Annotated in this window: 12 protein-coding genes; 4 read left to right on the forward strand and 8 right to left on the reverse strand. The window is 74.0% G+C overall.

Translation table 11 applies throughout. The features are described 5' to 3' along the window. Positions 1-132: 132 nt before the first annotated feature. A complete protein-coding gene (locus AB0H28_RS01150) occupies positions 133-1044 on the reverse strand; it encodes an NUDIX hydrolase (RefSeq protein WP_358032457.1) in 912 nt (303 codons plus the stop codon). A 91-nt stretch (positions 1045-1135) separates the two neighbouring features. Continuing rightward, positions 1136-2083 carry an NUDIX domain-containing protein gene (locus tag AB0H28_RS01155; protein WP_358032460.1) on the reverse strand — a complete coding sequence of 316 codons (948 nt, stop codon included), beginning with the start codon at positions 2081-2083 and terminating at the stop codon, positions 1136-1138. A 144-nt stretch (positions 2084-2227) separates the two neighbouring features. Here AB0H28_RS01155 and AB0H28_RS01160 point away from each other — a divergent pair, with 144 nt between their 5' ends. Then, positions 2228-2539, forward strand: a complete 312-nt coding sequence (locus AB0H28_RS01160) for a PspC domain-containing protein (RefSeq protein WP_358032463.1) — start codon at positions 2228-2230, stop codon at positions 2537-2539. 7 nt (positions 2540-2546) lie between these two features. Here AB0H28_RS01160 and guaA read toward each other — a convergent pair whose 3' ends face one another. Further along, positions 2547-4103: a glutamine-hydrolyzing GMP synthase gene (guaA, locus tag AB0H28_RS01165; RefSeq protein WP_358032466.1), complete on the reverse strand. Its 1557-nt coding sequence runs from the start codon at positions 4101-4103 to the stop codon at positions 2547-2549. A gap of 11 nt (positions 4104-4114) precedes the next feature. Further along, positions 4115-4918 (reverse strand): bacteriorhodopsin, encoded by an 804-nt coding sequence (locus tag AB0H28_RS01170; protein ID WP_358032469.1) that lies wholly within the window; start codon positions 4916-4918, stop codon positions 4115-4117. A gap of 146 nt (positions 4919-5064) precedes the next feature. On the opposite strand from AB0H28_RS01170, the gene AB0H28_RS01175 reads away from it, so the two are divergent. Then, on the forward strand, positions 5065-5775 hold the full coding sequence (locus AB0H28_RS01175; protein WP_358032473.1) for a bacteriorhodopsin: 711 nt from the start codon (positions 5065-5067) through the stop codon (positions 5773-5775). A 92-nt stretch (positions 5776-5867) separates the two neighbouring features. Continuing rightward, positions 5868-6764, forward strand: coding sequence for a Brp/Blh family beta-carotene 15,15'-dioxygenase (locus tag AB0H28_RS01180; protein ID WP_358032475.1), 897 nt, complete (start codon positions 5868-5870; stop codon positions 6762-6764). Between the two features lie 5 nt (positions 6765-6769). On the opposite strand, the gene AB0H28_RS01185 is transcribed toward AB0H28_RS01180, so the two are convergent. Next, positions 6770-8452 (reverse strand): GMC family oxidoreductase, encoded by a 1683-nt coding sequence (locus tag AB0H28_RS01185; protein ID WP_358032477.1) that lies wholly within the window; start codon positions 8450-8452, stop codon positions 6770-6772. Positions 8453-8584: 132 nt separating this feature from the next. Between AB0H28_RS01185 and AB0H28_RS01190 the strand changes: the two genes are divergently transcribed. Further along, on the forward strand, positions 8585-9685 hold the full coding sequence (locus AB0H28_RS01190) for an LCP family protein (RefSeq protein WP_358032480.1): 1101 nt from the start codon (positions 8585-8587) through the stop codon (positions 9683-9685). A gap of 53 nt (positions 9686-9738) precedes the next feature. Here AB0H28_RS01190 and AB0H28_RS01195 read toward each other — a convergent pair whose 3' ends face one another. The 3 genes from AB0H28_RS01195 to AB0H28_RS01205 all read right to left on the reverse strand — a co-directional run bounded on the left by AB0H28_RS01195 (position 9739) and on the right by AB0H28_RS01205 (position 13896). Next, entirely contained in the window at positions 9739-11196 is a 1458-nt protein-coding gene (locus AB0H28_RS01195) for a M1 family metallopeptidase (protein ID WP_358032484.1), read from the reverse strand. Between the two features lie 91 nt (positions 11197-11287). Beyond that, a complete protein-coding gene (locus AB0H28_RS01200) occupies positions 11288-12682 on the reverse strand; it encodes a M1 family metallopeptidase (RefSeq protein WP_358032486.1) in 1395 nt (464 codons plus the stop codon). A 95-nt stretch (positions 12683-12777) separates the two neighbouring features. Then, entirely contained in the window at positions 12778-13896 is a 1119-nt protein-coding gene (locus AB0H28_RS01205) for a GuaB3 family IMP dehydrogenase-related protein (protein WP_358032490.1), read from the reverse strand. Positions 13897-13910: the final 14 nt, after the last annotated feature.

Genomic DNA, 13910 nt, shown 5'->3' on the forward strand with positions numbered 1-13910 from the left:
GCGGTACTTATAACTCGCTTAACCGCGCGAACCGCTCAATCATTCCCATCTCGGGCCTCAACGCCCCATTTTCTCTTCCGGTCCCAACTCCCGACTGTACCGGAGGTGGCCCAGAGCGGCTCGGTGAGCGGTTCAGCTCACTTGCCGCCGGGTCGCCACCAGCGCCACGTCGGTCATCGACAGGTCTGCCACCTGATCGGCGGTGAACCAGGCGGCCCGGGCGGTGGAACCGCCGGCCAGTTCGGTCACCACCGCGTCGGTCGGCGAATCCACCCGGACCCGGTAGATCACCCGGACGCCGTGCCAGTCCAGCGGGCGCCCCTCCGGCCCGAGCGCGGCCGGGTTGTGCAGGTTGTCCACGGCCAGCAGGCCGACCACCCGGCCCAGTTGGCCGGCCTCCTCGACCAGCTCGCGGAGCAGCCCGGCGGCCGGCTGCTCGCCGTGGTCGGTGCCGCCGCCGGGCAGGTGCCACCTGCCGGCACCCGGATAGCCCGGCGCGATCATCGTGAGCAGCACCCGGTCGTCCGGGTCGGTGACCAGCCCGTACGCGGCGAAGCGCTGCCGGCGGTCGGCGGCCGGGCCGGCCGGGGCGGCAGGCAGCGCCCGGGGCAGGTCGGCCGGGAGGGGCGACGCCGGCAGGCCGAGCAGTTCGGCGGTGAACGGCATCAGCGGCCGGGTGGCGGCCTCGTCGGGGGTGAACCAGCCCACCTCGTCGGTGCCACCGGCCGGCTCGGGTCGCAGCCGCCCACCCCGGGCCTCGACCTCGAAGATCAACCGATCGGTGTGCATCGCGACACCCTCGGCGCGGAAGATCGCCACGTCGGCGACCGCGTCCCGGACCGCGCCGACCGCCACGGTCAGCCCGGTCTCCTCGGCGAACTCGCGGACCACGGCGTCGGCCGGGTGCTCGGCGTGCTCGACCCCGCCGCCCGGAAGCTGCCACACCCCCGGGCACGGGCACCTGACGCTCCCGCGCGCCAGCAGCACCCGTCCCCGCGCGTCCCGCAGAACCCCGTACGCCCCCACCCGCCGCCGCTGCTCCACCCCGCGCCCTTCCGTCCGCTCCTGCGTCGATCATGAGGTTAGCGGCAGCGCCCGCCGACCTCATGACCGCCGGAGCAGCGGCTGGCCGGGTTCAGAGGAGGTGGGCGGCCTGGACGGCCTCGGCGGTCACCTCGGTCAGACGGTCGGTCGGGAGGGCGCCGAGTTCCTCGCGACGGAACCAACGGGCCTCGCAGGTGGAGCCGCCCACGTCCGCCACGGTGGGCGGGGCGGGCTGGTCGACGACCACCCGGTAGAAGGCGCGTACGCCGTGCCAGTCGATCGGGTAGCCCTCCGGGCCGAGCGAGGCGGCGTCACGGTGGCTGGCCACCCCCAGCAGCTCGACCAGGCGGCCGGTCTGCCCGGTCTCCTCGACCAGCTCCCGGATCAGCGCCGCGGCGGGCTGCTCGCCGTAGTCGGTGCCGCCGCCGGGCAGGTGCCAGCAACCGGCGCCCGGGTAGCCGTCGGAGACCCGGGTCAGCAGCACCCGCTCCTCAGGGTCGGTCACCACCGCGTAGGCGGCGAAGCGCTGCGCCCGGTGCAGCCCGTCCGGGCCGGGCACGGCGTAGAACGACGGGAACTCGGGGACCTCCGCCGGCACGACGTCGTCGGTGGAGGTGGGCAGGCCCAGGGCGCGCGCGGTGAACGACCGCAGCGGCAGCCGCCGGGCCTCGTCGAGGGTGATCCAGCGAGCCAGGTCGGTAGGGCGGTCGACCCGCTCGGTGAGCGTCCCGCCGCGCACCGACACGGTGTAGAGCAGGCGGTCGGTGTGGATGGTGATGCGCCGCTCGGGCAGCGCCCGCATGTCGGCGAGCACGTCGTGCAGGCCGGCGACGGCGACCGAGAGCCCGGTCTCGGTCGCGGTCTCCCGGACGACTGTGTGCTTGGGGTCCTCACCGTGGTCGACCGCCCCTCCGGGGAGGGACCAGGTGCCGGGGGTGCCGGAGCGCTCCGATGCGCGGACCAGCAACACTCGGCCGTTTGAATCAGCACAAACTGCGTATGCCGCGATCCTGCGCAGCGGCTCCAGCGAGGTGGTCACGGGAGCAAATTCTCCCCGGGACAGGTTACCTCCATCGAGAAGAGTCAGATTCCTGACTCTTCGCTGGCGCCTCAGGGACAGCTCAGGGTAGGCGTCCGGGCGGTCACCGAGGTCGCCCGCCGACCGGCGCGGGACCGTGGACACATGACCTCCACGAACCCCTCCCAGGCACCGTACAAGCAGCTCCGCCGCCCGGTCAGCGACCGCATGGTCGCCGGGGTGGCGAGCGGACTCGGCCGCTACTTCGCCCTCGACCCCACGCTGGTCCGGGTGGTCTTCGCCACCGCCACGGTCCTCACCGGCGGGGTGGCCGCGCTCGCGTACCCGATCATGTGGTTCCTGATGCCCGAGGAGCCCGCCGGCGCGCCCGCCTGGCCGCACCCGCCGGGCACCGCGCCCGGCTGGCCGCCGGTCCCGCCGCCGGGGCCGCAGAGCGGGCCGCCGCCGGCCGCCTGAGCCGGCGTCACTCCCACTCGATGGTGCCCGGCGGCTTGCTGGTCACGTCCAGGACCACGCGGTTGACCTCGGCGACCTCGTTGGTGATCCGGGTGGAGATCCGGGCCACCACCTCGTAGGGCAGCCGGGACCAGTCGGCGGTCATCGCGTCCTCGCTGGAGACCGGGCGCAGCACCACGGGGTGCCCGTAGGTGCGCCCGTCGCCCTGCACACCGACGCTGCGGACGTCGGCCAGCAGCACCACCGGGAACTGCCAGACCCCCCGGTCCAGGCCGGCCGCGGTCAGCTCCTGCCGGGCGATCAGGTCGGCCCGGCGGAGCACGGCGAGGCGCTCCTCGTCGACCGCGCCGATGATCCGGATGGCCAGGCCCGGGCCGGGGAACGGGTGCCGCCACACCATCGCCTCGGGCAGCCCCAGCTCCAGACCGATCGTGCGAACCTCGTCCTTGAACAGCGTGCGCAACGGCTCGACCAGGGCGAACTTCAGATCCTCGGGCAGGCCCCCGACGTTGTGGTGGCTCTTGATGTTGGCGGTGCCGGTGCCGCCACCGGACTCCACCACGTCCGGGTAGAGCGTGCCCTGCACCAGGAACTCCACGTCGCCGTGTGCGGCGACCTCCCGGGCGGCGGCCTCGAAGACCCGGATGAACTCGCGGCCGATGATCTTGCGCTTCTGTTCCGGATCGGTCACCCCGGCGAGCGCGCCGAGGAACCGCTCCCGGGCGTCCACCACCTTGAGCTTGATGCCGGTCGCCGCCACGTAGTCCTTCTCCACCTGCTCGGCCTCGCCGGCCCGCAACAGCCCGTGGTCGACGAAGACGCAGGTGAGCTGATCACCCACCGCCCGGTGCACGAGCGCCGCCGCGACCGCCGAGTCGACGCCGCCGGAGAGGCCGCAGATGACCTCCTTGTCGCCGACCTGCTCGCGGATGCGGGCGACCTGCTCGTCGATGATGCCCTCGGGCGTCCAGGTCGGCGCGACGCCGGCGATGTCGTAGAGGAAACGGGTCAGCATCTCCTGCCCGTGCGCGGTGTGCCCCACCTCGGGGTGGAACTGCACACCGGCCCGCCGGCCGACCAGGTCCTCGAACGCGGCGACCGGCGCGCCCGCCGACTCGGCGGTCACCGTGAAGCCGGCCGGCGCCTCCGTCACGCAGTCGCCGTGGCTCATCCAGACCGGCAGGTCGGCCGGCAGGTCACGCAGCAGCACCCCGGGCTCGGTGAGGCGCGGGCGCAACGGGGTGCCGCCGTACTCCCGGTTTCCGGTGCGCGTCACCGTGCCGCCGAGCGCCTGGGCCATCGCCTGGAAGCCGTAGCAGATGCCCAAGACCGGGACGTCGGCGTCGAACACGCCGGCGTCGATCCGCGGCGCGTCCGGCGCGTAGACGCTGGCGGGGCCGCCGGACAGGATGATCGCGGCCGGGTTCTTCGCGAGCATCTCGGACACCGGCATGGAGTGCGGGACGATCTCCGAGTAGACCTTCGCCTCGCGGACGCGGCGCGCGATGAGCTGGGCGTACTGGGCTCCGAAGTCCACCACGAGGACGGGGCGAGGCGTGCTCATGGTCGACGATCCTACCGACCGGGACCGGCCCCGCCGGTCATCCCCCCGCGCGGCAGGGAGACCTCGTCGGCCAGGGCCGGCGAGTACCCCTCGGCCACGCTGATCCGGCGGGCGATGATCCCGAGCAGGACGCCGTAGACGACCTTCGAGGTGATGTCCGCGATCGTGTAGGTGATCTGCCGAGCCACCACGCCGTCGGCCGAGTCCCAGAGGGCCGGCATGAGGTACGCGCCGGGGTACAGCAGCCAGGACACCAGCACCAGCCACCACACGCCGCGGGCCAGCGGTCGCGCGGTCGGGGGTAGCCGGTCCAGGTTGCCGAAGATGATCCGGGCGACGAGACCCAGCAGGAGCAGGAAGAAGACGGTGCTGACCAGCCCCCACACCCAGAACGGCGCCGAGCGCTGCACCTCGTGGAACTGACCCGCGTAGCCGGTGTAGATCATGGCGAGCCCGCCGGTGACGAACGCGACCCAGGCCAGGTGGAACCGGCGGCCGGTCACCCCCATGACCACGAGCAACTGGATCAACAGCACCGGGACGTCGATCGACCAGTTGACATAGCGGTAGCCGTTGGAGAAGGGGATGCCGGACTGGACGAAGGCCGTGCCGTCCCAGCGGAAGGCGCCGACCCACCGCTGGTAGAGCAGGAACAGCTCGAAGAAGGCCGACACCATCACCACGGCCGAGAGCACCGACGAGAACTGGTAGCGCGGCGCGACCGAACTCCGGGTCACCAGGAAGTAGACCAGCCCGGCCGCCATCACCGCGAAGCCCAGGCTGAGCACGTGGGAGATCAGGGTGAACTGGTCCACGTTGTAGGAGAAGGTGTTCTCGAAGTTCCTCCGCAGGCCCCGCTTCCGCTGTCCAGATTGGCAGATAAATCCGCTATCACCCGTTACCGTAGGTCGGTGAGCGCGGCGCCGACGGGAATCGGCCGATCTTCGATCCGGAGTGCGGCGTGACCACCTGGTGGCTGTGGCTCTACGTCACCGCGATGGCGGGCGGGACGCTGCTCTTCCTCGCGTGGTGGGCCCGACCCTGCGGCGTCCCGGCGGTCGAATACCAGGTCGCCGTCGCGGTTCCGGTCTGGTCCGGTCTCTGGTACGCCGCCCTCGCCCTCGGCCACGGTCGGGTGACCGACGCCGGCGGCCCGTCCGTCTCCTGGGCCCGCTACGCGGACTGGGCGGTCAGCGCCTCGCTCCTGCTCGTCGCGCTCGCGCTCACCGCCACCCACGCCCTGCCCGAGCGGCACCCCAAGCTGCTGACCGCACTCGTCGGCCTGAACCTCGCCATGATCGCCGCCGGCCTCCTCGCCGACCTCGCCGCCGGCCCGTGGGGCCGATACCTCTACTTCGCCCTCGGCGCCGTGGCGCTGTCGGGCATCTTCGCGGTGATCTGGGGGCCGCTGCGGTCCGTCGCGCGTCGCCAACCCCGCGGGCTGCACCACGCCTACCTGGAGGCGGCGGCACTGCTCACCGTCCTCTGGATCGGGTACCCGCTGATCTGGCTCGCCGGACCCTCCGGCGTCGGGCTGCTCGGCCCGACCGCGGACACCGCCCTGTTCGTGCTGCTCTCCGTCGCGTCGAAGGTGGGCTGGGGCGCGTTCGACCTGGCCCGGCTGCGCAGCCTGGCCCGACGCCGCGAACTCGCGGTCGCGGGACGGCCGTGACCACCCCCACCGGCACCCCGCGCCCCCCGGCGCGGCAGCACCCAGCCGTCGCGCCGGGCCGGACGGCGACCGGGTCGGGACTCGCCTCCGTCGTGACCGTCGCCGGCCTGCTCGCCCTGGCGCCGGTCATCCGCCACACCGGGATCGGGACCTCCCCCGGGTATCTCCTGGTCGGGCTGCTCGCCGGCCTGCCACACGGCGCGGTGGACCACCTGGTGCCCGGTTGGTCGTCCGCGCGGGCCCGGTCACCGGCCGCCCGGCTGGCCGTCGCGCTCGGCTACGCGGCCGTCGCCGCCGTGGTCCTCGTCGCGTTCCAGGCCGCGCCGACACCGGCGCTGCTGGCCTTCCTCGCCCTGTCGGTGATCCACTTCGGTGCCGCGGACGAGGCGTTCCACGCCGAACGGGACGGGCGGCCGGTCCGCTACCGTCCGGCCGGAGTGCTCGCCCGAGGCGGCCCACCGGTAATCGTCCCGCTGCTGGCCTGGCCCGCGACGGTGGACCCGTTGCTGGGGGCGGTCGCCCCCGGCGCGCCCGCGGCGCTCGATCCCGGGCTGCGGCTGCTGGCCCTCGGATGCCTGGTGGCCGCCGGCGCGTGGACCGCCGTGCGTGACCTACGCCACGGGCGTCACCTCGACGCCGCCGAACCGGCCCTGCTCGTCGCCCTCTTCGCCACCGTGCCGCCGGCGCTGGCCGTCGGGGCGTACTTCGCCACCTGGCACGCCGCCCGGCACGTGTCCCGGTTGCTGCGCGCGCACCCCGACAACCGGTCCGACCTGGCCGCCGGCCGGTGGGCGGCGCCGTTGGGCCGCTTCGCCCGAGCCGCCCTACTGCCCACCCTCGTCGCCGCCGCCGTGCCGGTGACGCTGGCGGGATGGCCGGGACGCCCGTTCGAGCCACTAGCCGTGACCGTCGCCGCCCTGGCCGCCCTGACCGTGCCGCACGTCGCCGTGGTCACCTGGCTGGACCGGTGCGGTCCGCCGGCCGGCTGACCGGCTCAGCGCAGCGCCGCGGGGGCGTGGGCGGGCACCGCCGGGTTGCGCGGCGGCACGGGCGCCACCCGGGTGTACGCGGAGCCGGGCGCCGGGCGCGGATCCGCCTCGCCCTTGTTCGGCCAGAACGACATGGCGCGCTCGGCCTGCGCGGTGATCGTCAGCGACGGGTTGACACCCAGGTTCGCCGAGACCGCCGCGCCGTCCACCACGTGCAGGCCCGGATGTCCGTACACCCGGTGCCAGGGGTCCACGACGCCGTCGGCCGGGGTGGCGCCGATCACCGCGCCGCCGAGGATGTGCGCGGTCACCGGGATGTTGAACGGCTCGGTCACCGCGCCGCCCGGCGTGCCGTCGATCTCCTCGGCGAGCATCCGGACCGCCTCGTTGCCGGCCGGGATCCAGGTCGGGTTGGACGCGCCGTGCCCGGGCCCGGAGACCAGCCGGCGACCCCGCCAGCGGGTGGTCAGCGAGTTGTCGACCGACTGCATGACCAGGGCGATGACGGTGCGCTCGGACCACCCGCGGACGGACAGCATCCGCGCGGCCAGCCCCGGCTGCCGGACGATGCTGCCCAGCCAGCGCCGGAGCCGGTGCGGCCCGCCGTCGACAAGCAGCGACTGGAGCAGACCCATCGCGTTGGAGCCCTTGCCGTAGCGGACCGGCTCGATGTGGGTCTGCGGGTCGGGGTGGAACGAGCTGGTGATCGCCACCCCCGCGGAGAAGTCCAGGCCGCGCCGCCGTGCCGCGCCCGCCCCCACCGAGGCGCCGAGGATCGCCTCCGAGTTGGTCCGGGTCAGCTCGCCCAGCCGGGGCGAGAGCGCCGGCAGCGCGCCGGTCGCCTTCATCTCGTGCAGCAGCCGCTGGGTGCCGAGCGCGCCGGCCGCGAAGACCACCTGATCGGCATGGATCACCGCGCGCCGCTTGCGCAGCCAGGCCCCGGTGCGCTCGGTGTGCACCGCGTAGCCGCCCGCCCCGTCGGGGCGTACGGCGGTCACCGTGGTCAGCGGGTGCACCCGCGCGCCGAGCCGCTCGGCCAGCCACAGGTAGTTCTTGACAAGCGTGTTCTTCGCGCCGTGCCGGCAGCCCGTCATGCACGAGCCGCAGTGGCTGCACCCGGTGCGATCGGGCCCGACGCCGCCGAAGTACGGGTCCGGCACCCGCTGCCCCGGCCGTCCGATGTGCACGCCGACCGGCGTCGGACGGAAGGTGTGCGCCACCCCCATCCGCTCGGCCACCGCCCGCATCGCCCGGTCCGCGCCGGTGTCCACCGGGTACGTGGTGACGCCGAGCATCCGCTTGGCCTGGTCGTAGTGGCGGGCCAACTCGTCGCGCCAGTCGGTGACGTCCCGCCACTGCGGGTCGGCGTAGAACGCGTCCAGCGGCTCGTAGAGCGTGTTCGCGTAGACCAGCGACCCGCCGCCCACCCCGGCGCCGGAGAGCACCAGCACGCCGCCGCCGGCCCGGCGGTCGGCGGAGCGGAGCAGGGTGATCCGTTGCAGCCCGAAGCAGCCGAGCCGGGGCGCCCACAGGAAGCGCCGTGCCTGCCAGGACGTCTTCGGGAACTCCTCGTCGGCGAAGCGCCGGCCGGCCTCCAGGACGCCCACCGAGTAGCCCTTCTCGGCCAGCCGCAGCGCGGTGACGCTGCCGCCGAAGCCCGAACCGATGACGACCACGTCGTAGCGCATGAACGCATCATTACCGACGGGTAGCTATGGCGCCAGCGCGAGTTTTTCGCAGATCATGCAGAGCGCTCCGGCCGCCGGGGCAACCTTCGGCGTCCCCGGACGCGTCGAAGGCACGGGGAGAGGAAAGAACGCGTGACGACACGACGCCTGCTCGGCCTGGCCGCCCTGGTGGCGGCACTGCTGGTCGCCGGCGGCACGGTGGTGACCACCCGGCTCGCCGGGCACCCCACGCCGACCCGGGCCGCCACGCCGGCCACCTCGTCACCGGTCTCGCCGACGCCGGCGCCGACCACCGCCAGCCCGACCCCGCCGCCCGGCGCCGACCTGACCGGCCCGCTCAACCTGATGCTCGTCGGCGTCGACACCCGGGTCAGCATCCCCGGGTGGGAGCCGCACGCCGACGCCGTCCTGCTGCTGCACGTGCCCGCCGGGCTGGACCGGGCGTACCTCTTCTCCCTCCCCCGCGACCTGGTGGTCGACATCCCCGCCTACCCGAAGGCCCGCTACCCGGGCGGGAAGACCAAGCTCACCCACGCGATGAGCTACGGCAGCCGGGTGCCGGGCGACAAGGCCCACCCCAGCACCGCCCAGGGCTACGAGCTGCTGCGCGCCACGGTCTCCCGCTACACCGGGCTGCGCATCGACGCCGGCGCGGTGATCACCTTCGGCGGGTTCGACAGGCTGGTGGACACGCTCGGCGGCGTCGACCTGCACGTCGACCAGAGGGTCGCCTCCCGGCACCGCCGGCCGGACGGGAAGATGCGCCCGCTGGGCCGCGGCGGCTACACCGGGCCGCAGATGGTCTACCAGGAAGGCGACCGGCACCTGGTCGGCTGGCAGGCGCTCGACTACGCCCGGCAGCGCTACACCGCCGGCGGCGACTACACCCGGCAGCGGCACCAGCAGCAGCTCGTCCGCGCGCTCGCCGGCAAGCTCCTCGCCCAGGGCACCCCCCGCGACCCGCAGCGGGTCGAGCAGGTGGTCGCCGCGCTCGGCAGGACCCTGGTATACGTCGGCGGCGGGCGGAAACTGATCGACTTCTCGTACGCCCTGGGCGGCCTGCCGGCGGGCCGGATCACCCTGGTCGGGCTGCCCGGCACCGGGGTGGGCAGCGGCGGATCCTACCGCGGCGAGCAGCTGCAGAAGCCGGGCCGCGACTTCCTCACCGCCCTGCGCGCCGGCCGCGCCGAGACGTTCCTCACCGCGCATCCGTCCCTGCGCGTCACAAGCTGAGGTGTTAGGAGGGGCCCCCTGTTATGCAGAATGCGTTAACAAGGGGCCCGGCCTTACCTCGCCTTCGGCAGGGCGGGACGTTCGGTGCCGAACAGCCAGGCGTCGAAGAGCTTGTCCAGCTTCCTGCCGGACACCCGCTCCGCCAGCGCCACGAAGTCCGCGGTGGTGGCGTTGCCGTTCTTCCGCTCCGCCGCCCAGGTCTTCAGGATGGCGAAGAACGCGGTGTCGCCCACCGCCATCCGCAACGCGTGCACGGTCATCGCGCCGCGCTCGTAGACCGACCGGCCGAACAGGTTCTCCACCCCCGGCTTGCCCGGCGGCGTCCGCCACACCGGGCCGGGGGCCGCCGCGTACGTCTGCTCGAAGGTGCGCTGGACGGTCGAGGATCCGCTGTGCTCGGCCCAGAGCCACTCCGCGTAGGTGGCCAGCCCTTCGTTGAGCCAGATGTCCTGCCAGCGCTGGATCGAGACGCTGTCGCCGTACCACTGGTGGGCCAGCTCGTGCGCCACCACGCCGGTGTTGTCGCCGCGGCGGAAGAAGCTGGCGCCGTAGACCGGCCGGCTCTGCGTCTCCAGCGCGTACCGGATCCGGTCGTCGGCGACCACCACGCCGCCGTACGCGGCGAACGGGTACGGCCCGAAGATGCTCTCCAGGTAGTCCGCGACCTCGACGGTGCGGGCGATCGACCGGTCCGGCGCGCCCTCGGGCAACTGGGCGGTCACCGCGTTGAAGACCGGTCGGCCCCGGTGCCGGTCGGTGGTGACGCGGAACTTCCCGATCGCCACCATGCTCAGGTAGCTGGCCATCGGCGAGTCCTCCGACCAGCGCCAGGTGGTCCAGTCACCGGCCGTCGTCTCGCCCTTCGGCACGCCGTTGCCGACCGCCGTGAGCCCCTTCGGCACGGTGATCTCGACGTCGTAGGTGGCCTTGTCCGACGGGTGGTCGTTCACCGGGAACCAGGTGCTCGCCGACTCCGGCTGGCCGAGCGCGACGGCCCCGTCGGCGGTGTGCAGCCAGCCGCCCTCGCCGAGCGCCTCGGTGCGCAGGGCCGCCGGCCGGCCGTCGTACCGGACCTCGGTGACGAAGCCGTTGCCGGAGGTGAGGCCGGTGGCGGGCGTGACGACCAGCTCGTCGTCGGTGCGGGCGTGCCGGGCGGCGACGCCGTCCACGGTGACCGAGCGGACCGTCAGCCCGGCCAGGTCCAGGTTGAACGCGGACAGGTCGGCGGTGGCGGTGGCCCGCACCGTGGTGGTGCCGGTCAGTTTGTCGGTGTCCGGGTCGTAGCGCACCTTGATGGTGTAGTTGGCGACGTCGTAGCCGCCGTTGCCGTAGGTCGGGAAGTAGCTGTCACCGACGCCGGCCGCGCCGGGCGCGAAGCTGCGGGTGGCGGTCGGGCCGGGTTCGCTGGGCGCCGCCGCGCTCCGGTCCGGCTCGGCCGATCCGCAGCCGGCCAGCAGCAGCGTCCCGCAGGCCAGCAGCCCGAGCCATCGTCGTCCGCCGCGCCGCGCCATCGCCTCGATCCCTCCCGGGCCCCCGAACGGCGACCCCTGCCCGCGGGCCGTTCCGCCCGCGGCAGCCTACCGAGCACCGATCACGCCCGCGTCACGGCAGGGCCGGCGGCGTCGCGCCGGTCAGCCAGGCGTCCAGGAGCGCCCGCACCGGCCGGCCGGCGGACCGCTCCGCGTACCCGACGAAGTCCGCGGTGCTGACGTTGCCGTCGCGGTGCCGCGCCAGCCACCCGCGCAGGACGCGGAAGAACGTCTCGTCGCCGAGCGCCCGGCGCAGCGCGTGCACCGCGAGCGCGCCGCGCTGGTAGACCGCGTCGCCGAACATCCCCGCCCGGCCCGGGTCCACCGTCGGCTTAGACCAGTCGGTGGCGGCGTAGCGGTCGGCGACGGTCCGCGCCACGGTCCGGCCGCCGTCGTGTTCGGCCCAGAGCCATTCGGCGTACGTCGCGAAGCCCTCGTTCAGCCAGATGTCGCTCCACCGGGCCACCGACACGCTGTCGCCGAACCACTGGTGGGCCAGCTCGTGCGCGACCACCTCGGTGTTCGGCCGGCCGCCGGCGAAGAAGCCCGGCCCGTAGACCGGGCGGGTCTGGGTCTCCAGCGCGTACCGGATCCGGTCGTCGGCGACCGCCACCCCGCCGTACGCGTCGAACGGGTACGGCCCGAAGCGGGCGGCCAGGAAGTCGGCGACCTCGCCGGTGCGGGCCACCGACGCGGCGGCCGGCCCGTCCGCGGGCAGCGCCGCGGCGACGGCGGTGACCAGCGGCTTGCCGGCGTGCGTGCCGGTGGTCACCCGGTAGTCGCCGATCACCAGGGTGGTCAGGTAGCTGGCCATCGGCGAGCGCTCCGACCAGCGCCAGGTGGTCCGGCCGCCGCTGCTCGTCCGGCCCGCCGGGACGCCGTTGGAGAGCGCGGCGAGCCCGTCCGGCACGGTGACCGCGACGTCGTAGGTGGCCTTGTCCGACGGGTGGTCGTTGACCGGGAACCAGGTGCTGGCCGACTCGGGCTGGCCGAGCGCGATCGCCCCGTCCGGCGTGTGGTGGAACCCGCCGTCGCCCAGCTCGGGGACGGGCAGTGGCTTCGGCACCCCGCCGTACGCCACCTCGACGGTGAACCGCTTCCCGGCCGGCAACCCGCGCGCGGGCGTGACGATCAGCTCCGCGGCGTCGTGCCGGTGCTTCGCCGGCTCGCCGTCGACCCGGACCCGGTCGACTTCGAGCCCGGCCAGGTCGAGCTGGAACGCCGACAGCGCCCGGGTGGCGGTGACGGTCAACGTGGCGGTGCCGGTGAGCCGGTCGTCTGCCGGCTCGTAGCGGACGTCCAGCGCGTAGTGGTCGACGTCGTAGCCGCCGTTGCCGGCGCCCGGCACGTACGGATCACCGGCGTCCGCCGCCCCGGGCCGGAAACCGTCGCCGTGCCCGCCGGTGCAGCCGCCGGCCGCGAGCGCCACCGCCAGCACGCCCGCCGCCCAGAGCCCTCTGCGCGCCATCCATCGACCCTAGGCGTCGAACGGCGTCGACCACACCGGTTGCGGTGGAAACGGTTGCTCCGACCAGCGTGGTCGACCCGGTGCGGGCCGGCCGGTCAGCGGTCCAGGACCAGGCCGACCTTCTGGAACTCCTTGAGGTCGCGGTAGCCGCACTTGGCCATCGCGCGGCGCAGGCCGCCGAACAGGTTGAGCTGGCCGTCCGGCTCGTCGGCGGGGCCGAACAGCAACCGCTCCATCGAGCCGATCGGCTCGCCGGCCACCTCGAACGCGCCCCGGGGCAGCGACGGGTGGCTGGCGGCGGAGTGCCACCAGGCGCCGCCGGCCGGGGCCTCCTCGCAGAGCGAGAGCGGCTCGCCGAGCATCACCGCGTCCGCGCCGCAGCCGAGCGCCTTGGCGATGTCGCCGGAGGTCTGCATGTCGCCGTCGGCGATCAGGTGCACGTACCGGCCGCCGGTCTCGTCGAGGTAGTCGCGGCGGGCCGCGGCGGCGTCGGCGATGGCGGTGGCCATCGGCACCCGGATGCCGAGCACCGACTCGGTGGTCGACCAGTCGTCGCCGCCGATGCCCACGATCACGCCGGCCGCTCCGGTGCGCATCAGGTGCAGCGCGGTCTTGTAGTCGGTGCAGCCGCCGACGACGACCGGCAGGTCGAGGTCGGCGATGAACTCCTTGAGGTTCAACGGCTCGTCGGTGGTGGAGACGTGCTCGGCGGAGACGAGCGTGCCCTGGATGACCAGGATGTCCACGCCGGCGTCCAGGATCACCGGGGCCAGCGCCAGGGTGTGCTGCGGCGAGACCCGGACGGCCACCGTGCCGCCGCCGGCGCGCAGCTCGCGGACCCGCTCGGCGATCAGGTCGGGCCGGATCGGCTCGGCGTAGACCTCCTGGAGCCGCTTGGTGGCCCGGGCGTCCTCGCCGAGGCTGGCCAACTCCTCCAGCACCTTGGTCGGGTTCTCGTAGCGGGTCCAGAGACCCTCGACGTTGAGCACGCCGAGGCCGCCCAGCTCGCCGAGGCGCACCGCGGAGGCGGGGCTCATGGTGGCGTCCGAGGGGTGCGCGACGCAGGGGATGCCGAACGGGTAGGCGTCGAGCTGCCACGCGGTGGAGACGTCGTCGACGTCCCGGGTGCGGCGGCTCGGCACGATGGCGATGTCGTCCAGGTGGTAACCGCGCTGCGCGGTCTTGCCCAGCCCGATCTCGACCACGTCACGCATGGGGACTCCAGGTG

Origin of the sequence: Micromonospora sp. NPDC050980, assembly GCF_040653835.1 — a bacterium.
Lineage (GTDB): Bacteria > Actinomycetota > Actinomycetes > Mycobacteriales > Micromonosporaceae > Micromonospora.